Source organism: Kitasatospora sp. NPDC094019 (assembly GCF_044764505.1).
In the GTDB taxonomy this organism is placed as follows: Bacteria; Actinomycetota; Actinomycetes; order Streptomycetales; family Streptomycetaceae; genus Kitasatospora.
Genome location: NZ_JBIWIF010000002.1, coordinates 441,200 through 461,926, shown reverse-complemented (window position 1 = coordinate 461,926; position 20,727 = coordinate 441,200). Strand labels below are relative to the sequence as shown.

The following is a 20,727-nucleotide window of genomic DNA, read 5'->3' as shown; positions in this document are numbered from 1 at the left end:
AGGACGCCCGCGCGGACGGTGCGATGGGGTCATGGACGACGGAGCCACCAGGAGTTCGACCGGCAGCGCGGCCGCGGGGAACGACCGGACCGGCGTGCCCGGCGGCAGGGCCGACCGCCGGGGCCCGCGCGCGGCGGCGGTCCCCCCGGCGACCGGTGCGGCCGTGATGGCGACCGGCATCCTCTCGGTCGGCTTCCACCTGGCCGGATTCGACGCGCTGTCGGCCGCCGCCCTCTGGATCGCGGCCGCGCTCTGGCTGCTGCTCGCCGCCGCCTTCGTCGCCCTGCTCGTCGGCGACCGGAGCGACTGGACCGCCCGGGCGCAGACCCCGCCCGCGCTCACCGCCGTCGCCGCCACCACCGTGCTGGGCGTGCGGATCGACCAGCTCGGCCGGACCACGGCGGCGGAGGCCCTGCTCGCCGTGGCCGCCGCGGCCGGGCCGGTGCTGCTGACCTCGGTACTGCGCCACCTCGGACGTCGGCTGCCCGGCGGGGCCTTCCTGATCTGCGTCGCCACCCAGGGCCTGGCCGTCCTGGCCGCCACCCTCGCCCCGCACACCGCCGACTGGCTGGCCCGGGCGGCGCTGGTGCTGTTCGTCCTGGGGCTGCTGCTCTACCTGGACGCACTGTTCCGCTTCGACCCGCGCCAGGTGACCGAGGGGGCCGGCGACCACTGGGTGGCCGGCGGCGCCCTGGCGATCTCGGCCCTGGCCGCCTCCAAGCTGCTCGCCTCCGGCGTCTGGAGCGGCGGCGCGCACACCGCCCTGCGGGTGGTCACGCTGGTCCTGCTGGGGATCGCGCTGCTCTGGTACACGGTGCTGGCCGTCGCCGAGGTGACGCACCCGCGCCTCCGCTACGACCTGCGCCGCTGGTCCACGGTCTTCCCGCTGGGCATGACCGCGGTGGCCTCGCTGTCGACCTCCGCCGCCGCCCGGGTGGAGTGGCTGGATCCGCTCGGCCGGGCGCTGCTCTGGGTCGCGGCGGCGGTGTGGCTGCTCACCGCCGCCGGGGCGCTGCGCGCACTGGGGCGCGGTCGGCGGCGGCCCTCCACCGGGGCCGGGACCGCCCCCGGGCCCGGCTCCGACGCCGGCAGGTCCGTCCCCGCCCGGGAGGACTGATGTCCTGTCCCGGAGGACCGACGCCCCGCGCGGCCGCCAGGGACCCGCCCCGCTCGAACGCCCCCTCCAACATCCCCTCCAACGTCCCCTCAGACGTCCCGGCGCCGCACGACCGTCACGGCGAGCAGCACCGCGCCCACCGCCCACCCCGCGTAGGCGAGCCACGAGCCCGCCACCGTCGCCGGGTGCGGCGGGAGCAGCACGTTCGTCAGGTCGGCCCAGGACAGCCGCCGCCAGGCCGTGAACGGCATCGCGTGCGCGATCGCCGCCGACCACGCCTGGTTCTCGTTGAACGAGGCGGGCAGCAGGAAGAGCACCAGGACACCGGCGACCACGCTCGCCGCCGCGTGCCGGATCAGGGTCCCCAGGCCGAAGCCGATCAGCGCGCAGACCGGCGCCAGCAGCGCGGCGGCCGCGACGGCGCGCAGCGCGCCCGGCTCGGCGATCGACACCCCCGCGTGGCGGCGGTCGAGCAGTGCCTGCGCCGCCCAGAAGGAGAGCCCGGCGGCGAGCGTGCCGAGGCCGAGCATGGCCGTGGCCAGGACACCGGCCTTGGCCAGCAGGACCGCCCGGCGGTCCGGGACGGCGGAGAAGGTGGTGCGGATCATGCCGCTGCCGTACTCGGCGACGACCACGGCGGTGCCGACCCCGACGGCGAGGAGCATGAGGAGGTCCACGGCCGCCACGGTGAACGAGGCGTTCAGCGCGGCGCCGATCCTGTCGGACCCCGGCGGCGGGCCGCCGGGCTCGGTGTTCAGGTAGCTGCGGTGCGCGGCGTTGAGGTTGACGGCGACGAGGACGAGCAGCCCGGTCCCCAGTACCCAGGGCATGGAGCGCAGGGACCAGAACCTGATCCACTCGGCGGCGTACAGGTCCCGGAAGCGGGGCCGGGGCCCGTCCACGGCGGCGCCGACGGCGGGAACGGTGGTGCCCGGGACAGTGGTGCTCGGGACGGTGCTGGTCATCGCGGTCCTCCGGCGGAGTGGTCGGCGTGGTCGGCGGTCAGGGCCATGAACGCCTCCTCCAGGGAGGCCGTCCGGGCGGTCAGTTCGAGCAGCGGGACGCGGAGGTCGAGCGCGAGCGCGCCGATCCGGGCCGGGTCGAGGCCGGTCACCAGGAGCGTCCCGGCGTCGTCCCCCGGCCGCACCTCGCCACCGGCCGCCCGCAGGGCGTCCGCCAGCGGCCCGGTCCCGGTGGTGCGAACGGTGACGCCCGCTCCGGTCCCGCCCCGCCCGGCGCCGCGCGCGGCGAACTCCGCGAGGCTCTCGTCCGCGATCAGCCGGCCCCGGCCGATCACCACCAGGCGGTCCGCGGTGTGCTCCATCTCGCTCATCAGATGGCTGGAGACGAACACCGTCCGCCCCTCCGCGGCCAGCCGCCGGAACAGTTCGCGCACCCAGCGCACGCCCTCCGGGTCGAGCCCGTTCAACGGCTCGTCGAACAGCAGCACCGGCGGGTCCCCCAACAGCGCGGCCGCGATGCCCAGCCGCTGCTTCATCCCGAGCGAGTAGCCGCCGATCCGGCGGCCGGCCGCCCCGTCGAGGCCGACCTCCGCCAACACCTCCTCGACCCGCTCCCGCGGCACCGCGTTGCTCCGGGCGAGCGCCCGCAGATGGGCGCGGCCGCTGCGGCCGCCGTGGACGTCGCCGGCGTCGAGCAGCGCGCCGACGTGCCGCAGGCCGCGCGGCAGTTCCCGGAACCGGCGGCCGCCCACGGTGGCGGCGCCGGCGGACGGCGCGTCCAGGCCCAGGATCATCCTCAGGGTGGTGCTCTTCCCGGCGCCGTTCGGCCCGAGGAACCCGGTCACCAGACCCGGGCGAACGGTGAAGGTCAGCTCGTCGACGGCGGTGGTGCGGCCGTAACGCTTCGTCAGTCGGTGGACTTCGATCATGTGCTCCACACTGCCGCCCGGCCACCCCCCGGCACATCCGACCGGGGAGGACACCCCGTCCGCCCCCGCTGTCACCCCTGGTCGTACACCCCCGCTCCGATGCCCCGGTCCGGCTCCACCTCGTACGATCACCGCATGTCAGAGACGCCCGTGCCCCCGCCGACCCTCCCGCCCCGGCTCCAGCGAATACCGCCCGGTGCCTGGACCGCGTTCGCGTGGTGCCTCTCGCTGCTCTCCCCCGTCCTCGGGGACGCCGACCGTCCGTCCCACCGGGCCACCGACGACCCCGGCCACGCCCCGGCCGCCCACCAGGACTGGGTGACCGCGGGGTTCACCACCCCGGTCGCCCTGCTCGCCGCCGCGCTGCTGCGCCGCCGGCCCCGCACGGCCGTCGCGCTGCTGCTCGCCGCCACCGTGGTGCAGACCGAGGCATGGCGCTGGGAGCTCCAGCTGCCGCCGACCGCGCTGCTCGCGGTGGTCACCGCCCTCTGCCTGGTCACCGCCGCCGAGCCGCGCCGGACCTCGCGCGCGGCCCTGGCCATGGTGCTGGGCGCGCTGACGCTCCATCTGCTGCTCGCACCCGCGCTCGGCGGCGGCCTGCTGCTCACCGGCACCCGGATCGGCGCCAACGACGCGGGCGTCCTGATCGCCGTCATCGCCTGGCTGATCGGCCGTTCGGTGCACCAGTCGCGGGCGCACGCCGAGGCATTGAGCGCCCGCGCGGCGGAACAGGCCGTCACCGCCGAGCGGTTGCGGATCGCCCGTGAGATGCACGACACCGTGGCGCACAGCATCGGCATCGTCGCCCTCCAGGCGGGCGCGGCCCGCCGGGTCCTCGACACCCGGCCGGACCGGGCCCGCGAGGCCCTCGGCGCGATCGAGACCGCCGGCCGGGAGACCCTGGCCGGGCTGCGCCGGATGCTCGGCGCGCTCCGGCAGGCCGACGACGCCGACGGCTCCGCCACTCCGGCCCACCTCCTGCCCGGGCTGGCCGGCCTCGACCGACTGGCCGCCGCGACCACCGCCGCCGGGGTGCGGGTCGACCTCCGGTGGCAGGGCGAACGTCACCCGCTGCCGCCCGAGATCGACCTCGCGGCGTTCCGGATCGTCCAGGAGTCGCTCGCCAACGTGGTCCGCCACGCCGGTGTCCCCTCCTGCCGGGTCACCGTCGACCACCGGCGGCCCGCCGAACTCGGCCTCGACATCAGCGACCGCGGCCGGGGCCGGGGCACCTCCCCCGCCGGCTACGGACTGGTGGGTCTCCGGGAGCGGGTCGCCCTGCTGCACGGCGACTTCACCGCCGCGCCCCGCCCCGACGGTGGCTTCCGCGTCACCGCCCGCCTTCCACTGACGGGATCCGCCCGATGACTGCCGCACCCGCCGTCCGTGTCGTCCTCGCCGATGACCAGCCCCTGGTCCGGGCCGCCCTGGAGATGGTCATCACCGAGGCCGAGGACCTGGAGGTGGTCGGCGAGGCCGGGAACGGTGCCGAGGCCGTCCGGCTCGCCGAGGAACTCCGCCCCGACGTCGTGGTGATGGACATCCGGATGCCCGTGCTCGACGGGATCGAGGCCACCCGCCAGGTCGCGGCCGGCCCCTCCCCGGCCCGCGTCGTCGTCCTCACCACCTTCGACGAGGACGAGAACGTCTACGCCGCCCTGCGCGCGGGCGCCTCCGGATTCCTCGTCAAGGACATGGCCCTGGACGACATCCTCGCCGCGATCCGGGTGGTCGCCGCCGGGGAGGCGCTGCTCTCCCCCAGCGTCACCCGCCGCCTGATCACCGAGTTCACCGCCCGACCGGCCCCGGCCGCACCCGCGTCCGCACCCGCGTCGGCTCCCGTACTCGCGTCGGCGGGGGCCGACCGTCTCGCCGCCGTCACCGACCGGGAACGCGAGGTCCTCACCCTCGTCGGCCGGGGCCTCGCCAATCCCGAGATCGCCGCCGAACTCGTCCTCAGCCCCGCCACCGTCAAGACCTACATCACCCGGCTGCTCACCAAACTCGCCGCCCGCGACCGCGTCCACCTCGTCATCCTGGCCTACGAGTCCGGCCTGGTCCCGCTCACCACCGGCACGCCACCGGCCTGAGCGGGACCGCGACGGGGCGGGACGGGGCGGGCCCAGGAGTACACCGGCGGTCACCTGGACTGGTGGGCCGTCGATGCCCTGCCCGCCGCCGTCCCGGTCACCGAGGCCGCCGTGACGCGCGAGCAGCGCGCCGTCGTCCCCACCCCGGCGATCTTCGGCGGCATGCCCGCCTCCCGCTACTGGGAGATGGAGGACGCCCGGATCAACTTCGGCTCCGCGGACACCAGCCCCGCCGACCTCGGCCGGCTGCTGCTGATCGCCTTCACCACGGTGTACGGGAACGACTGGTTCTGCTGCCCGCTGCCGAGCCCGTCGGGGTCGCTCGGCCGGGTCGTGCACTGCTCGGTCACGGACGTCTTCGGCGGCGCGACGGTGCTCGCCCACGCCTCGCTGGAGGAGCCGGAGTGGAACCTCTTCGGCCTCGGCGAGGACACCGGCGGCAGCGCCATGGGCGGCGGCGCCGGGGACGGCACCGGACCGCCGCCCTCCCCGTGGTTCTACCGCGCCGCGTCCCTGCCCGCCGGGCTGGAGAGCCCGCCCGCCGAGTCCGTGCTGCTGCTGCGCGACGAGGCGGCGAACCTCGCCTGGGCGGTCGAGGAGACCGTCGGCGACCTGGCCGGGCAGCCACTGGACCGCTACGCCCGCTGGGTGGCGACCGCGCCGTCCCGGCCCGCTCCCGAACCCGGCGACCCGCCCGCCGACCGCTATCTGCTCGCCACCGAGATTCCGGGCCACTGGTACCCGCTGGTGCCCCGGCCGGTCGACCCGGACGCCCCGGAGCAGATCCGGCTGCAACTCGCCGGCCTGGTGCGGGACGCGAACACCCCGGCGCGGCCGCTCGGCCGGCTGCTCGGGGAGCAGCAGTGGCTGTTCGAGGAGGAGGTCCCGCGCTCCGGTGTCCGGGTGGAGCGCAGCCGCCAGTACACCCGCTGGCACGACGGCTCCGCCCACGCCTGGTCGGCCCGGCGCAAGGTCAGCGGCACCGGCTCGGGCTCCAGCGGGCTGCGCTACGACGTGCTGGAGCCCCCACCCGGCCGGGCCCCCGCTCCACCGGGGCCCGGCGAGGCGTGAGCCGTGCGCGACAGCGTCAGGACCGGGTTCAACGCGTTCGGGTTCAGCGGCGCCGCAGCCGCCGTCGACCGGCAGACGGCCCCGTGGCGACACGGCCCCGACCCACGTCCCGAACCGGTAGCGGCCCGGTCGCGGGAGGTGTCAGCCCCCTGCCGTCCACCGGACGCACGGGTGATGCACACTGCCGGGAAGGATCACCGGAAGCGACAACGGCCCAGTCCGGTCCGGGTATTCACGCACGAACTTTCATTGGAACCCACAAGGTGGCACCTGTAGAGCCGAGTTGACGGTGCGAAGCAACGCCACCACCGCGAGATCATGGCGACCGCCCTCAGCCTCGGCGAGTCGCTCAACATCATCCGAGAGAAGGGAGATCAGCTCAAGTGACCCACTACTCCGTGGCATCCGCCCTGCCTGTCGAGTGGAGGAAGGCGTCCGCAAGCAACCCGAACGAGAACTGCGTCGAGTTCGGGCGCTTCAATACGTCTGTGGCGGTCCGCGACAGCAAGGACCCCCACGGGCCCGCGCTCTCGTTCCCGGCCGATGCCTGGCTCGCCTTCGTCGCCGGCCTCCGCGTCGGCGACTTCACCGCACGCCGCTGAGACCGGCCGCACGCATACGGCGTCGGCCCGCACCGGGCGGTGCGGGCCGGCGCTACGACCGACGCTCCGGCACTCCGGCGACGAGCAGCGCCACCACGCTCGCCGCGGCTCCCACCGCGACCACGGCCGGCCAGCCGCCTTGCGCCCAGGCGATCGAACCCGCCAGGGAGCCCAGGGCGATGCCCAGGAAGCGGAGGGTGAACCAGCAGGTGTTGAGGCGGCTGTGGAGCGCCGGGTCGAGGGTGAACAGGACGCCCTGGCAGACGACCTGGTTGCCCCAGGTGCCGACATCGAGCACGACGACCCCGGCCGTCAGCCAGAGGATCCCGCTCCCGCCGGGCAGCAGCAGCGCCCAGGCGGCGGCCGTGACGGCGACCGAGGCGAGCACGACGCGGCGGCGGCCGAAGCGGTCCGCCACGCGCCCGGCGGCCGTGGAGGCGAGCGCCCCGGCCACGGCGACCAGGCCGAACAGGCCGACGACGGTGGAGCCGTAGTGGTAACGCTGTTCGAGGAGGAAGGTCAGCGCGGTCCAGAAGGCGCCGAAGGAGACGCCGACCAGGCCGCCGGAGAGGGTGACGCGGCGGACCTGCGGACTGGTGGCGAAGAGCCGGGGCACCGAGGCCAGCAGCTCGCGGTACGGCAACGCCCGGGCGGGCGGGGCGGTGAGCGGCCCGGTCGGCAGTGCCCGACGCAGGACCAGGGTCAGCAGCACGGTGAGCACGCAGGAGCACCCGTACACGGCGCGCCAGCCCGCCGCTTCGGCGAGGGCCCCGGAGTACGTCCGGGAGGCCAGCACCCCGATCAGCAGGCCGGCCTGGACGGTGCCGACGGTCCGGCCGGGGTCCCGGCCACCGGCCAGGGCGACGGCCAGCGGCGCCACCAGTTGCGGGACCGGGGAGAGCAGGCCGAGCGCGAGGGCCGCGACGACCAGCAGACCCGCCGTCGGGGCGAGCGCGGAGGCCGCAAGGGCGACGGCCGAGGCCGCGCACAGGCCCAGGATCAGCCGCCGCCGGTCCCGGCTGTCGCCGAGGGGGACGAGGAGGGCGATGCCCGTGGCGTAGCCGATCTGGGTGGCGGTCGGCACGGCGCCGAGGCTCTCGGGCGGGACGCGCAGTTCGGCGGCGGCGCTGCCCAGCAGCGGCTGGCCGAGGTAGACGTTGGCGGCGGTCAGGGCGCTGGTCGCGGCGAGCAGCGCGGTGACCCGGCGCGGCGGGAGCCCGGGCCGCGGGACGCCACGCGTCCTGCGGGCGTCAGGGATGTCAGGGGCCGCCAGGGCCTCACGGTCGGATTCGATCACGGAAAGAGACGCTACGGAGACCCTCCCGTGGCAGGCTTTCGCCGATCCGCCGTCCCCTGTCGAGAGTGCGCCAATGCATGGCAAGAGCGAGAACCGCGACGACTACCAGCACGTGCCGCGCCCGCTGGCGGCGATGGCGCGCGACCTCCCCGACGGCCACCACATCCCGCCGCACCACCACCGCCGGGCCCAGCTGATCTACGGCACGAGCGGGGCGATCACCGTCGTCACCGACCGGGGGACGTGGGTGGTGCCGGCCACCCGGGGCGTCTGGGTCCCGGCCGGGGTCGTGCACGCGATGACCTGCACCGGGCCGGTGCGGATGCGCACCCTGTACCTCGAACCCGGCGCCGCGGCCGGACTGCCCGAGGTGCCGACGGTCGTCGCCGTGCCGCCGCTGCTGCGCGAACTCGTCGACGCCGCCACCCGCATCCCGCTCGACTACCGGGTCGACGGCCGCGACGGCCGCCTGGTCGACCTGCTGCTGCTCGAACTCGCTCCGCGGCCCGTCCCCGCCCTGCACCTCCCGGTGCCGACCGATCCGGTCCTGGACGGGCTGTGCGCGGCCGTCCGCGCCGACCCGGGGGCGCGCTGGACGACCACGACCGCCGCCGCCCGCGCCCACCTCAGTCCGCGCAGCCTCCAGCGCAGGTTCCCGGCCGCGACCGGGATGACCCTCACCCACTGGGTCCAGCAGGCCCGGCTGATCCACGCCGTCACCCTGCTGGCGGGGAACACCCCGGTCACCGCCGTCGCCTCCGCCCTCGGCTACGCCACGCCGAGCGCGTTCACCGCGATGTTCCACCGCGCCCTGGGCGTGCCCCCGAGCGGCTGGTTCGGCACCCGGGACCTCGCCGGAACGCCGGCCGACCCCTGAGCGCACCCGAGCACGCCCGGGCAGCGACGGGAGCAGCCGGGTGCGGGGCACCGGCGAGCCGCACTACCGGCCGACCCGGCCGACACGGTAGTCATGGGACTCCGGAAGCCGCAGCCATGGGACGGAGACCCCGCATGTCGACGACGGACCGGCCGATCGATCGCCAAATCCAGGAACTACGAGCCGAGTTGGCCCCTTCGCCCGAGGAGCTGCCGACCCTGGTGACGGAGTTCACGACGGGACGCGGACGGATCGGCACGCTCGGCGTGCTCGCCGCGCAGCAACGGCGGATCATCACCTCCGACCGCCGCAGCCTGCTGCTGCTCGCCACCCGCTGCGCGGACGAACCGCTGGGCACGTGGTTCGCCGGACTCGCCGACGGGGAGAGCGCGGCGCTTCGGACGCTGCCCGCCCTGGCCGCGGCCTGCGGGCCGGCGGCGAACGGTGAGCCACTGGCGGGCTGCCAGGCGTACCCCTCCTACCTCGCGTGGCTCGCGCTGAACGGTCGGCCGGGTCCGGTCGCGGCGGCACTGGTCGCCAACTTCACCGCCTGGGGCGGCTACTGCGCTTCGCTGGCGGGAGCGCTGCGACGGTTCCACGGGTTCGGGGAGGACGCCTGCGCCTTCTTCGACTTCTTCGCGCAACCGGCCGCCGAACTGGAGCGGGCGGCGGCCGAGGCACTCGGCCCAGTGGGTCTCACCGGCCCGGACCTGGCCGCCGCCCGCGAGTACGGCCGGCTGCTGCAGAGCTACGAGGCGCAGTTCTGGACCACGCTGGCCTGAAGCTCGCCGTCCGACCGTGATCCACTGACCCGCAGCCGTCTGTCGCCTCGCCACTCTCCCTGCGTGCTCCGGTGGGGCCGCTGTCGTGCGTAGTGGTCAGGGGCGAGGTGCGGGCCACAGTCGCAGGACGCCGTTGTCACCGGTGGAGGCGAGGAGTCCGTCCTTGGAGAACGCCACCGACCTGATGTCGCCGCTACGGCCGGTGAGGGGTTCGCCGTGGAGTTGGCGGGTGCCCGGGTCCCACAACCGCACCTTGCCGTCGTTACCGGCCGTGGCGAGCACGCGCTCCCTCGGGGAGTACGCCACCGACAGGACGGTACCGGTGTGGGCGGTGAGGCTCCGCTCCACCGAGACCCAGAAGGCCGCCGGCTCCGGGACCACCGGGCCCGGTGACAACACGACGAGCGTTTGCTCCGGGCCCATCACGGGCGGTTCCGGCGCGTCGGGCCGCTGAGCCCGGGGACGCGGCAGGGGTTTCAGCCCGGCGTTGACCCGGAGGCGTTCGACCTCCTGCCATTTGCCCGCCGCTGACCACCCCGGGGCCGGGGTGGTCAGCGGCGGTCGGTGATCAGCTGCCCGTCCGCTCGGACCCGGCGGGAATGTTGCGAACACGCCCCAGCGTCCCTGAGGCGGTCATGCCTGCCAGTGCGGCTTGCCGCTGACCATCCGGCAGGTGATCACCCGGCCGCCGGCCTCGTGGGTGGTGCGGCCGAGGTCGGCGTCGCGGCAGAACTGGCCGGCCTTGTAGCAGTTGCCCGCGTTGGACTTGATTTCGCAGTCACCGGCGGCCGCGGGCTTGGTCTCGGCCGGCGCCGGGTCGGCGGGCGGCTGGGCGGCGGGCGGCTGAGTGGTGGTCGCCTTGGGCTGGGTCGCGGCCTTGCTGGGCGTCGGCTGGGCCTTGGGCGGGGCGGCGGTCGGCACGACCGGCGCGGGCTCGGCGGCGGGCTTGGTCGGTTCGGGTACGACGGCGGTCGGCACGGGCGCCGGGGGCGGCGTCTGGACCGGTGCGGCCGCCGGGGTGGTGACGACCGGGGCAGCCGGAGCGGCCGGGGGCGGGGTGGTGACCGCGGCCGGGGTGGTGACCGCGACGGTGGCGGTGTCGGCCGCCGTCGGGTCACAGCCCGTGAGGGCGAGACCGACCGTGAAGACGAGTCCGGCGACAGCGGCGAGACCGCGACGACCGCCGCGCATCCGTGAAGGCATGGACGTGAACGCTCCGTTCCACTTGAAAGAGGATCGTGAGTCAATCAGTCCCATCACATGGTCTGTACATACTTCAAACACTTGTAAGCAGATCGAGACCTGGCGATCACGCAGCGTCGATCGAGCGGCCGGCCCGATCACGCACCGCCGAACCCGTGCCGCCCTCGCCGATCGGGCCGGTGGGCCGGTGGGCCGGCCGATCAGTCCGTCGGCGAGGAGCGGCGCTCGAACACCTCCGGCCGGGCGAGGTCGAGCGCCGTGGCGACGGCGCCCAGCAGGACCGCCTCCTCCCCGAGGCGGCTCGCGGCGAGCGTCGGCCGCATCGGTGTGAGCCGGTGGAGGGCCTGGCCGACGGGTTCCAGCAGGAGGTCCGCGCTCCCTCCTATGCCGCCGCCGAGGACGATCAGGTCCGGGTCGAGGACGGCCGACACCACGGCGAGCGCGTAGGCGAGCTGACCGGCCGCGCGGTGCACGGCGGCGGCGGCGAGCGGGTCCCCGGCACGGGCCCCGTCGAAGACCTGCTTGGCCGTCAGCGGTCCCGTCATGCCGAGGTCCAGCGCCGTCCGGACGACCGCCTCCGCCGCGGCGACCTGCTCGACGGTGCCGCCCGGGGTGCCGTCGGGGTGCGGCGGGAGCGGCACCATGCCCACCTCGCCGAGCGCGCCGTGGGCGCCGAGCAGCGGCTCGCCGTCCTTGACCAGGCCGACGCCGAGCCCCGTCCCGGCCACCAGGTAGGCGAACATCCGGCTGCCGCTCCCCCGCCCGGCGCCCAGGGTGTACTCGCCGAGCGCGGCCAGGTTGGCGTCGTTGCCGACGGTGATCGTGGTCTCCAGCCCGGCCGCGATCCGGTCGAACAGCCCGGGTCTGCCCCAGCCCGGCAGGCTGGTGGCGTACCGCACGCCGCGCCGTTCCTCGTCCCAGACGCCCGGGGTGGCGATCACGGCGTGAACGATGTCGGCCGCCGCGACCCCGGCCTCGGCGGTGGTCTCCCGGGCCGCGGCCACCACGGCGTCGGCCACCGCGTTCGCCGTCCGCCCCTTGTTCGGGATGTCGCGGCGGGCCACGATGTCCCCGGCGAGGTCGGCGACGGCGACCCGGAGCCGGGCCCGGCCGATGTCGACGCCGAGCACGTGCCCGGCGAGCGGGTCGGGCTCGTACAGGACGGCGGTCCGTCCTCGCTCGGGCACGAAGCGCCCGGCCTCGCGGGCCAGCCCGGCCTGTTCGAGGGCCGCCAGCGCGGCGGAGACGGTCGGCTTGGACAGACCTGTGTCACGGGCGAGCTGGGCCCGCGAGGAGGGGCCGCCGAGGCGCAGCCGTTCGAGCAGCAGCCATTCGTTGTTGCTGCGCAGCCGCTGCCGGTTCCACGGCTGCGCCGGCGTGGGGCCCGGCGGAACGGTGGTCGGCAGGTCGCGGCTCATCAGGTTCTCCGGTCTGGGGCGCTTCTTCCGGGCACGCCGGTCGGCGCCCCGGCCTGGACACCAGCCAGTATGACCCGTGGTCACACCGCTCACCGGAGGGGTTCCGTCCAGGGACTGGGCCGGGGCCGACGGAACGCATCGGAGCAGGACGGGAGGGGGAAGCGCGGCGGGAGCGGTACGGCCTCACACTCCTCTTGCCACTCTCAACTTATAACGCAAGGGGGGCCTTGCCGCAAGGCCCTGGTCCTGGCGCACAATCGTGCACCTGAACCCGGAACCAGCCCCCTGGGAGTTTTGCTCAGTGCACCAGCCTCAGTCGGACCAACGGATCGGATCCGCTGCCATGACCACCCCCACCACCAGCGTGTTCGACCTTCCCGACCGTCTCGCCGCCAAGGCGGACCCGGCCCTGGTCGGCCCGGACGAGCGGCACTTCGCGGCCGTCGCGGAGAGCCTGGAGCGGGCGATCGCCGAGGCGTCCGACAGTCTCGACGCCGCCCGCCGCGCACCCGGCGGTGCCGGCCGGGCCGCGATGGACCGGGACCTGGAGGTCCACCGGCTGACCGGCCGCCTGCGCGCCCTGCGCCGCTTCGGGCTGGACCTGTGCCTGGGGCGGATCGTCCCGGCGGACGGCACCGAGCCCGTGTACATCGGGCGCCTCGGCCTGACCGACCCCGAGGGCCGCCGGCTGCTGATCGACTGGCGCTCGCCCGCCGCCGAGCCGTTCTTCGGCGCGACCCACGCCGGCCCGATGGGCCTGGTCAGCCGCCGCCGCTACCGCTGGACCGGCGGGCGGATCACCGACTACTGGGACGAGGTGTTCGTCACCGAGGGGCTGGACGGGCACGCTGCCCTGGACGACCAGTCGGCGTTCATCGCCACCCTGGGTGGCAGCCGTACGGCGCAGATGCGGGACGTGCTGGCCACCATCCAGGCCGACCAGGACGCCATCGTCCGGGCCGGCTCGCGCGGCGCGCTGGTCGTCGACGGCGGCCCCGGCACGGGCAAGACCGTGGTCGCCCTGCACCGCTCCGCCTACCTGCTGTACTCCGACCCGCGGCTCGGGCACCGGCGCGGCGGCCTGCTGTTCGTCGGCCCGCACCAGCCCTACCTGGACTACGTCGGCGACGTGCTGCCCAGTCTCGGCGAGGAGGGGGTGCAGACCTGCACCGTGCGGGACCTGGTCGCCGAGGGCTCCGGCGCGGTGGCCGAGTCCGACCCGGAGGTGGCCCGGCTCAAGGCATCGGCGGACCTGGTGCGGGCGGTGGAGCCGGCCGTGCGGCTCTACGAGGAGCCGCCCACCGAGGGCATGACGGTCTCGACCGACTGGGGGGACCTCCGGCTGGACCCCGAGGACTGGGCCGAGGCGTTCGAGGCCCCCGACCCGGGCACCCCGCACAACGAGGCGCGCGAGCAGGTGTGGGCGGAGCTGGCGGAGATCCTGCTGACCAAGCTGAAGGGCGGCGAGGACGTCCCGGTCGAGCTGTTCCTGCGCTCGCTGCGGCGGGACCGGGAACTGGTCGAGACCCTGCACCGGGCCTGGCCGCTGCTGGAGGCCGCCGACCTGGTCGGCGACCTGTGGACGGTGCCCGCCTACCTGCGGATGTGCGCCCCCTCGCTCGCCCCCGAGGACGTCCGCCGGCTGCAGCGCGCCGAGCCGCAGGCGTGGACGGTGTCGGACCTGCCGATCCTGGACGCGGCCCGGCAGCGGCTCGGCGACCCGGCGGACGCCCGCCGCAAGCGCCGGGAGCAGGTCGCGCTGGCCGCCGAACGCGACCGGATGGCCGAGGTCATCACCCACCTCCTCGACGCCGACCACGACGGCGAGGGAGCCGTCGCCATGCTGCGCGGCCAGGACCTCAAGGGCACCCTGGTCGACGGGAGCTCGCTGCCCGCCGTCGACCCGGACCGGTTGGCCGGGCCGTTCTCGCACATCGTGGTGGACGAGGCGCAGGAGCTGACCGACGCCGAGTGGCAGATGCTGCTGCTGCGCTGCCCGTCCCGGAGCTTCACCATCGTCGGCGACCGGGCCCAGGCCCGGGACGGTTTCACCGAGTCCTGGCAGGAGCGGCTGGCCCGGATCGGTCTCGACCGCGCCGAGGTGGCCTCGCTGAGCGTCAACTACCGCACGCCGGAGGAGGTCATGGCGGAGGCCGAGCCGGTGATCCGGGCCGCCCTGCCGGACGCCAACGTCCCCACCTCGGTGCGCCGCAGCGGGGTGCCGGTCACCCACGGCCCGCTCGCGGACCTGGACGGTGTGCTGGCCGGCTGGCTGGAGGCGCACACCGAGGGCACGGCCTGCGTCATCGGTGACGCGGCCTTCGCGGCGGAGTTCGGCGCGACCTGCCGCGAGGAGTTCCGGGCGAGCGGCCGGATCCGGGCGCTGACGCCCCGGCTGGCGAAGGGGCTGGAGTTCGACCTGGTCGTCCTGGTCGACCCGGCGGGCTTCGGCGAGGGCGTCGGCGGCGCCGTGGACCGCTATGTCGCGATGACCCGGGCGACCCGGCAGCTGGTCGTGCTCACCGGGGAATGACCGGGGCGCGCGCCGGCGGCGGGGCGACGGTCGCCCCGCCGCCGTCACCGCCGCCGGGCGTCCGGAACCGCCGCGGCCGGGCTCAGGCCACCCAGCCGGCCGTGATGCCCTGAACGGCGGACCCGTCCAGGTCGGCGAGCTTGGCCCCGGCGAAGGCCCGGGCCCGGTCCGAGGTCTGGAGGCGGAACGGCGGCCGCTCGGCGGTGAGCGCGGTGACGATGCTCGCCGCGGCGTCCTCCGCGCTCTGCGCCTGGTCGAAGGCCGCCCGGGTGCGGGCCGCGTAGGCGTCCAGGGCGGGTGCGTACGGTCCGGCGGCGGCCAGCAGGGCCGGCAGGTCGATGCCCTGGCTGGCGACGAACTCGCTCGCCACCGCGCCCGGTTCGACGACGGCGACGGTGACGCCGACGGTCGCGGCGACCGGGGCGAGCGACTCCATGAAGCCCTCGACCGCGAACTTGGCCGCGCAGTACGCCTCGTTGAAGGGCTGGCCGACCACACCGCCGACACTGGTCACGGTGACGACCCGCCCGCCGCTCGCCCGCAGGTGCGGCAGCGCGGCCCGGGTCACCTCGACCACACCGAAGAAGTTGACCTCCATCACCTCGCGGACGGGGGCGAGCCCGTCCTGCTCGACGGTGCCGACGCGCCCGGCGCCCGCGTTGTTGACCACGGCGTCGAGCCGGCCGTGCCGGGCGAGGACGTCCGCCAGGCACCCGGCCACGGAGTCGGCGTCGGTGACGTCGAGCCGGGCGATCTCGATCCGGTCCGCGACCCCGGCCGCCTCGGCCGCCTCGGTCAGCGGGCCGGAGCGGCCGGTGTCGCGCATGGTGGCGACGACGCGGAGGCCGGCGCCGGCCGCGGCGACCGCGGCGGCCAGGCCGATGCCGCTGGAGGTGCCGGTGATGAGAACGATCCGGTCGCTGGTGGTCACGGGGACTCCTTGCCTGGCCGGAGCCGGGCCGTCGGAGAACGGCCGCGCCCCGGAGCGGGAACTTGTGTGCGTGCACACACACTATAGCAGGATGTGTGCGCGCACACGCAAAAAGGTAGGCTCACGGCATGTCGCACCGCACCGACCTCTCCCTGGGGGACCTCACCGCCCGCGACCACGCCTTCTACGGCCTGGTCTGGGCGGGCACCACCCTGAGCGCCCGGGTCGACCAGGCCCTCGCCCGGGCCCACGACCTGCCGCTCTCCTGGTTCGAGGTGATGCTCTGGCTGCGGGGCCAGACCGAACCCGTGGCCGCCTCCGACCTGGGCGCCAAGACCCTGCTCAGCCGCAGCCAGGTGTCCCGGGTCGCCGACGCCCTCCAGGCACGCGGCCTGGTCGAGCGCGCCCCCTCCCCCACCGACGCCCGCTCGGTGCGGATCGCCCTCACCCCCGAGGGACGACGGCTGTTCGCCGAGGCCGACGCCACCCGCCGGGCCGCCCTCGCCGAGGTCTTCGACGACCGCCTCGACGACGGCGACATCGCCGCGCTGGAGGCCGTCTGGGCCAAGCTCAAGCGACCCGCCGGGGCCTGAGCCCCTGGGGCCTGCCTCCTGGACCCCGGGGCGGGGACGCCGCGCCGGGGCACGCTCCACCGCGATCGTCCCATCGCGACGGCCCCACCGGCACCGCCCTACCGGAACCGCCCCGGCCGGTCAAGGACCCGCCACTCCCTGGGCGAGCCGCGCCGGGGCGCGTGATCATGGACCTATGCGGTTCCGGCACGGCGACGGAGGAGAGGGCGGCACCCCCACGGACGCGGACACCACCGCGCTCACGGCGGCGGCCGCGGCGCTCGCCGGGAGCGACCCGGACGCTACCCACAGCGACCGTCCCGACGTCCTGCGTGAACTGCTCGACGCCCTGCCGGCCGGCGTCGCCCTGCTCGACCCGGACCTGCGCTGGAGGTACCTCAACCCGGCCTTCACCGCCGTCACCGGCCTGCTCCGGACCGAGCTGCTGGACCGACCCGCCGCCGACACGGCCTTCGCCGACGCCGCCGACACCCTGCGCCGGGTCCTGGCCGACGGCCGCGACCGCGAGCGCGTCACCGGGGGCCCCGACGGCCCGGGCGCGCCCGTCCCGGTGGGCCTGCGGGTCCGCTACCGACCGCTCGCCACCGGCGGCCGCGTCACCGGCGTGATCGTGCTCGTCCTCGACGATCCCGACCCGGTCCAGGATCTGCGCCGCGAACTCACCCGGGCCCGGACCAGGCTCGCCCTCCTGGAGGCCGCCGCCGAACGGATCGGCACCACCCTCGACATCGACACAACCGGCGCCGAACTCGCCGCGTTCGCCGTACCCCGGCTGGCCGAGTTCGCCACCGTCGACGTCCTGCCTCCGGACACCGCCGCCCGGCCCGGCGGGGCACCGGGCCTGCGGTTCCACCGGGCCGGACTCGCCGCCTCGGCCGCGCTTCGCGCGGACGTCGGCGCGCTGGCCCGGCCGGGCGAGTCGGTGCGCCACCGGGAGGGATCGCCGGCGGCCCGCGCCCTGGCCGCCGGGGTAGCCGTGCTGCTCGCCCCACGCGATGCCGGGGAACTCGCCGCGGCGGCGCCCGATCCGGACACCGCGGCCGTCTTCCGCACTGTCGGGGTCACCTCGCTGCTGGTGCTGCCGCTCACCGCGCGCGGCCAGTTGGTCGGCCTGCTGACCCTGGCCCGCACCGGCGCCTCCCCCGGCTTCGACCCGGACGACGCGGTGCTGGTCGGCGACCTCGCTGCCCGGGCCGCGACCGGCATCGACAACGCCCGCCGCTACAGCCGCTCCCAGGGCATCGCCCTCGACCTCCAGCGCGCCCTGCTCAGCGAACCGGGCAACCCGCACCAGAACCTCGAACTCGCCTCCCGCTACCTGCCGTCCGGCAGCAGTTCGGTGGTCGGCGGCGACTGGTACGAGACCGTCCGGCTGCCGTTCGGGCGCACCCTGCTGGTCATGGGCGACGTGATGGGCCACGGCGTCGAGGCAGCCGTCGACATGAGCACCTACCGCTCCACGCTGCGCGACGTCGCGGGCATGGACCTGCCGCCGCACCGGATCCTGCGCCAGCTGGACACCGTCATCGCCGCCAACGAGTCCGCCCGCCCCGCGACCTGCCTGCTCGCGCTCGCCGACCCGGGCCGGAGCCGGTGGACCTTCTCCTGCGCCGGTCATCTCCCGCCCGCCCTGGTCGCGCCCGGCCGCCCCACCGAACTGCTGCGGATCCCGACCGGCCCGCCGCTGGGCACCGGGGTCGGCGGCTACGAGCAGACCACCCGGGCACTGCTGCCCGGCGAGACCCTGTTGCTCTACACGGACGGGCTGGTGGAACGGCGCGGCGAGGACATCGACGTCTCGCTGGCCCGGCTGGCCGCCCTGCGCCTGCCCGCCACCGGCCCGCTGGACGACCTGCTCGACGCCGCCCTGCACGCCCTCGGCCCGGCCTCCGGGCACCCCGCCGAGGACGACATCGCCGTCCTGGCGGCCCGGCCGAGGCACCGGCCGCCACCCCGGGGGTAGCGGGCCGGGGCGGCGGGGCGGCGGTCGCGGGCCGGAGGCAGCGGGCCGGAGGCAGCGGGCCCGCGCGGCGGCTTCGGAGAGGGCGGGGTCTCGGCTCAGACCTTGCCCAGCGCCTGCTCCAGGTCGGCCCAGAGGTCCTCGGGGTGCTCGATGCCGACGGCGACCCGGACCGTGCCGGGGCCGATCCCGGCGGCGGCCAACTCCTGGTCGGAGAGCTGCCGGTGCGAGGTGCTGGCCGGGTGCATGACGAGGGTGTGCACCCCGCCGAGCGAGGGCGCGAGCGAGGCGAGCCGGAGCGCGCCGACGAAGGCGCCCGCGGCCTCGCGTCCGCCGGCCAGGTCGAAGGCGAGCACCCCGCCCTGGCCGTCCGGCAGCAGTCGGCGGGCCAGCTCGTGGTCCGGGTGGCCCGGCAGTCCCGGGTGGTGCACCGCGGTGACCGCCGGGTGGGCGGCGAGCCGTCCGGCCAGGTCGAGCGCGGACTCGCAGTGCCGGCGCATCCGCAGGCCCAGGGTCTGCATCCCGCGCAGGGTCAGCCAGGCGGCGAACGGGTCCAGGGAGGCGCCGAGTTCGACACCGTGCTCCCAGACCCGGTGGTGCAGCGCGGCGTCCGCGAAGACGGCGATCCCGGCCAGCACGTCGGAGTGCCCGCCCAGGTACTTGGTGGCCGAGTGGAGCACGACGTCGGCCCCGTGCTCGATCGGTCGGCAGAGCAGCGGGGTGGTGAAGGTGTTGTCCACCACGCTCAGCACCCCGGCCTCCCGGGCGACGCCGATCAGGGCCGGCAGGTCGGTGACCCGCGCGGTCGGGTTGGAGACCGTCTCCAGGTACAGCAGCCGGGTGTTGGGCCGCAGCGCGGCCCGGACCTCCTCCGGGTCGTCGCCCCGGACGTGGGTGACCGCCACCCCCCAGCGCGCGGCCAGGTCGGCCAGGGCCGCGAACGTGCCGCCGTACAGGCTCTCCTGGGCGATCACATGATCCCCGGAGCGGAGCAGGGCGAGCAGCACGGTGTTGATCGCGCCCATCCCGGAGGAGGCGGCCAGCGCGCCGCTGCCGCCTTCCAGTCCGGCCACCGCGCGCTCCAGCGAGCGGACCGTCGGGTTGCCGAACCGGTTGTAGAGGAAGGCCCCGTCGGGCCCCCCGAAAGCGTCCGCGAGCGCCTCGCCGTCGGGGAACGCGAAGACGTGGCCCTGGTGGATCGGCACGCCCAGCGGCCGGCTCCCGACCACCTCCTCGACGGGCGGGTGGACGATCCGGCTCTCGGGACGCAGCCCGTGGTGGAAGTCGCTCATCCCCCCATCCTGGCCGGGTCCGCCGCCACCGGGCCAGGGCCAATTCCATCCCGGTGGCCCCGAATCCTCCCTCCGGCCACGGCCGCTGCTGCCCGTCCGTCCCTCCGCACCCCTGTTGCGGAGGGACGGACGGTGCTCGGACCCGGGGGCCGGTCCCGCCCCGGAGCCGGCCCGGGTCCCGGGTCCCGGGTCCCGGGTCCCAGGGTCCGGGGTCCGGGGTCCGGTGTCGCGTGTCAGCGGCGGCGGCCCCCGGGGCGCCCCGGTCCGCTCACAGCGGCTCGGGGACGCCGGGGGTCAGCAGGCGCAGCCGCCCGGCCAGGTCGGGGGCCGAGAAGGCCCCGGTGATGGCGGTCGGGTCCTCGCCGAGGTGCTCCCAGGACTCGTAGTGCACCGGGACCACGGTGCGGGCGCCCAGGACGCGGGCCAGCTCGGCCCCCTCCCGGGCGCTCATCGAGAACGCCCGGTCGCCGGTGGACGGGAAGTGGGCGTCGCCCAGATGGAGGAAGGCGGTGTCCACGGTGAAGCGTTCGGCGATGCCCGCCAGCGCGTCGTGGCGGACGGTGTCCCCGGAGAGGTACAGGGTGCCGCCCTCGTACTCGACCACGAAGCCGGTGACCGGGCCGGTGACCTCCTCGGTGCCGGGCGGCCCGTGCCGGGCGGGCGTGGCCGTGACGGTGACGGTCGTGCCCCCGGCGGTGATCCGGCGACTCTCCCAGGTCGCCAGCCCCTCGGCCGCTCCCCCGAGCCGTTCGGCGGCCTCGGGGGTGGTGAGCACGGTGGTGGCGCGGGCCAGGACGGTCCGGCCGGTCGGGTCGAGGTTGTCGGCGTGCTGGTCGTGGGAGAGGAGGACGAGGTCGATCGGCGGCAGGCGGTCGGCGGTGAGCGCCGGGCCGGCGGTCCGGCGCAGCGGGCGGGCCGCCGGATAGTCGGCCGGGCCCGGGTCGAGGGCCGGGTCGGTGAGAACGGTCAGGTCGCCGATCCGCAACAGGACGGTGGCGGTGCCCAGGTGGGCGGCGGTGACGGTGACCGGGGCGGCGGACGTGGTCGTGGTCGCGTTCGTGGTCACGTTC

At 75.8% G+C, this 20,727-nt stretch carries 19 protein-coding genes; 10 read left to right on the top strand and 9 right to left on the bottom strand.

All coding sequences use genetic code 11. From position 1 onward, the window contains the following. The first annotated feature begins 31 nt into the window (after positions 1 to 31). Positions 32 to 1,117, top strand: a complete 1,086-nt coding sequence (locus tag ACIQ9P_RS07110) for a tellurite resistance/C4-dicarboxylate transporter family protein (RefSeq protein WP_402350999.1) — start codon at positions 32 to 34, stop codon at positions 1,115 to 1,117. A gap of 89 nt (positions 1,118 to 1,206) precedes the next feature. Here ACIQ9P_RS07110 and ACIQ9P_RS07105 read toward each other — a convergent pair whose 3' ends face one another. Then, entirely contained in the window at positions 1,207 to 2,082 is an 876-nt protein-coding gene (locus ACIQ9P_RS07105) for an ABC transporter permease (protein WP_402350996.1), read from the bottom strand. Next, positions 2,079 to 3,008, bottom strand: a complete 930-nt coding sequence (locus ACIQ9P_RS07100; protein ID WP_402350993.1) for an ABC transporter ATP-binding protein — start codon at positions 3,006 to 3,008, stop codon at positions 2,079 to 2,081. Before ACIQ9P_RS07100 ends, ACIQ9P_RS07105 begins: the two co-directional genes overlap by 4 nt. Positions 3,009 to 3,143: 135 nt before the next feature. On the opposite strand from ACIQ9P_RS07100, the gene ACIQ9P_RS07095 reads away from it, so the two are divergent. From ACIQ9P_RS07095 to ACIQ9P_RS07080, 4 genes are all read left to right on the top strand, one after another. Beyond that, positions 3,144 to 4,376: a sensor histidine kinase gene (locus ACIQ9P_RS07095; protein ID WP_402350991.1), complete on the top strand. Its 1,233-nt coding sequence runs from the start codon at positions 3,144 to 3,146 to the stop codon at positions 4,374 to 4,376. Next, positions 4,373 to 5,098: a response regulator gene (locus ACIQ9P_RS07090; protein ID WP_402350988.1), complete on the top strand. Its 726-nt coding sequence runs from the start codon at positions 4,373 to 4,375 to the stop codon at positions 5,096 to 5,098. The genes ACIQ9P_RS07095 and ACIQ9P_RS07090 overlap by 4 nt, the downstream gene beginning before the upstream one ends. A 111-nt stretch (positions 5,099 to 5,209) precedes the next feature. Continuing rightward, positions 5,210 to 6,169 carry a hypothetical protein gene (locus ACIQ9P_RS07085; RefSeq protein WP_402350984.1) on the top strand — a complete coding sequence of 320 codons (960 nt, stop codon included), beginning with the start codon at positions 5,210 to 5,212 and terminating at the stop codon, positions 6,167 to 6,169. Positions 6,170 to 6,552: 383 nt separating this feature from the next. After that, entirely contained in the window at positions 6,553 to 6,771 is a 219-nt protein-coding gene (locus ACIQ9P_RS07080) for a DUF397 domain-containing protein (RefSeq protein WP_402350981.1), read from the top strand. Positions 6,772 to 6,823: 52 nt separating this feature from the next. Here the strand turns inward: ACIQ9P_RS07080 and ACIQ9P_RS07075 are convergent, their stop codons facing one another. Further along, positions 6,824 to 8,068 (bottom strand): MFS transporter, encoded by a 1,245-nt coding sequence (locus tag ACIQ9P_RS07075; protein ID WP_402350977.1) that lies wholly within the window; start codon positions 8,066 to 8,068, stop codon positions 6,824 to 6,826. Between the two features lie 73 nt (positions 8,069 to 8,141). Here ACIQ9P_RS07075 and ACIQ9P_RS07070 point away from each other — a divergent pair, with 73 nt between their 5' ends. After that, the gene (locus tag ACIQ9P_RS07070) at positions 8,142 to 8,945 is read left to right on the top strand and encodes an AraC family transcriptional regulator (protein ID WP_402350974.1); all 804 of its coding nucleotides are present in this window, start codon (positions 8,142 to 8,144) and stop codon (positions 8,943 to 8,945) included. A 134-nt stretch (positions 8,946 to 9,079) separates the two neighbouring features. Continuing rightward, positions 9,080 to 9,727, top strand: a complete 648-nt coding sequence (locus ACIQ9P_RS07065; RefSeq protein WP_402350971.1) for a transcriptional regulator — start codon at positions 9,080 to 9,082, stop codon at positions 9,725 to 9,727. 96 nt (positions 9,728 to 9,823) lie between these two features. Here the strand turns inward: ACIQ9P_RS07065 and ACIQ9P_RS07060 are convergent, their stop codons facing one another. The 3 genes from ACIQ9P_RS07060 to ACIQ9P_RS07050 form a co-directional block, all read right to left on the bottom strand. Continuing rightward, positions 9,824 to 10,123, bottom strand: coding sequence for a WD40 repeat domain-containing protein (locus tag ACIQ9P_RS07060; RefSeq protein WP_402350968.1), 300 nt, complete (start codon positions 10,121 to 10,123; stop codon positions 9,824 to 9,826). A 237-nt stretch (positions 10,124 to 10,360) separates the two neighbouring features. Next, positions 10,361 to 10,930 carry a hypothetical protein gene (locus tag ACIQ9P_RS07055; protein WP_402350965.1) on the bottom strand — a complete coding sequence of 190 codons (570 nt, stop codon included), beginning with the start codon at positions 10,928 to 10,930 and terminating at the stop codon, positions 10,361 to 10,363. 200 nt (positions 10,931 to 11,130) lie between these two features. After that, positions 11,131 to 12,348, bottom strand: coding sequence for an ROK family transcriptional regulator (locus ACIQ9P_RS07050; protein WP_402350962.1), 1,218 nt, complete (start codon positions 12,346 to 12,348; stop codon positions 11,131 to 11,133). Positions 12,349 to 12,691: 343 nt separating this feature from the next. On the opposite strand from ACIQ9P_RS07050, the gene helR reads away from it, so the two are divergent. Then, positions 12,692 to 14,881 (top strand): RNA polymerase recycling motor ATPase HelR, encoded by a 2,190-nt coding sequence (gene helR, locus ACIQ9P_RS07045; protein ID WP_402350959.1) that lies wholly within the window; start codon positions 12,692 to 12,694, stop codon positions 14,879 to 14,881. A gap of 82 nt (positions 14,882 to 14,963) precedes the next feature. On the opposite strand, the gene ACIQ9P_RS07040 is transcribed toward helR, so the two are convergent. Beyond that, a complete protein-coding gene (locus ACIQ9P_RS07040) occupies positions 14,964 to 15,812 on the bottom strand; it encodes an SDR family NAD(P)-dependent oxidoreductase (protein WP_402350956.1) in 849 nt (282 codons plus the stop codon). Positions 15,813 to 15,940: 128 nt separating this feature from the next. Here ACIQ9P_RS07040 and ACIQ9P_RS07035 point away from each other — a divergent pair, with 128 nt between their 5' ends. Then, positions 15,941 to 16,405 (top strand): MarR family winged helix-turn-helix transcriptional regulator, encoded by a 465-nt coding sequence (locus ACIQ9P_RS07035; RefSeq protein WP_402350953.1) that lies wholly within the window; start codon positions 15,941 to 15,943, stop codon positions 16,403 to 16,405. A 175-nt stretch (positions 16,406 to 16,580) separates the two neighbouring features. After that, positions 16,581 to 18,368 (top strand): SpoIIE family protein phosphatase, encoded by a 1,788-nt coding sequence (locus ACIQ9P_RS07030; RefSeq protein WP_402350950.1) that lies wholly within the window; start codon positions 16,581 to 16,583, stop codon positions 18,366 to 18,368. A 95-nt stretch (positions 18,369 to 18,463) separates the two neighbouring features. Here ACIQ9P_RS07030 and ACIQ9P_RS07025 read toward each other — a convergent pair whose 3' ends face one another. Both ACIQ9P_RS07025 and ACIQ9P_RS07020 read right to left on the bottom strand, forming a co-directional pair. Continuing rightward, positions 18,464 to 19,657: a trans-sulfuration enzyme family protein gene (locus ACIQ9P_RS07025; protein ID WP_402350948.1), complete on the bottom strand. Its 1,194-nt coding sequence runs from the start codon at positions 19,655 to 19,657 to the stop codon at positions 18,464 to 18,466. Between the two features lie 268 nt (positions 19,658 to 19,925). Beyond that, entirely contained in the window at positions 19,926 to 20,723 is a 798-nt protein-coding gene (locus ACIQ9P_RS07020; protein WP_402350946.1) for an MBL fold metallo-hydrolase, read from the bottom strand. Positions 20,724 to 20,727 lie beyond the last annotated feature (4 nt).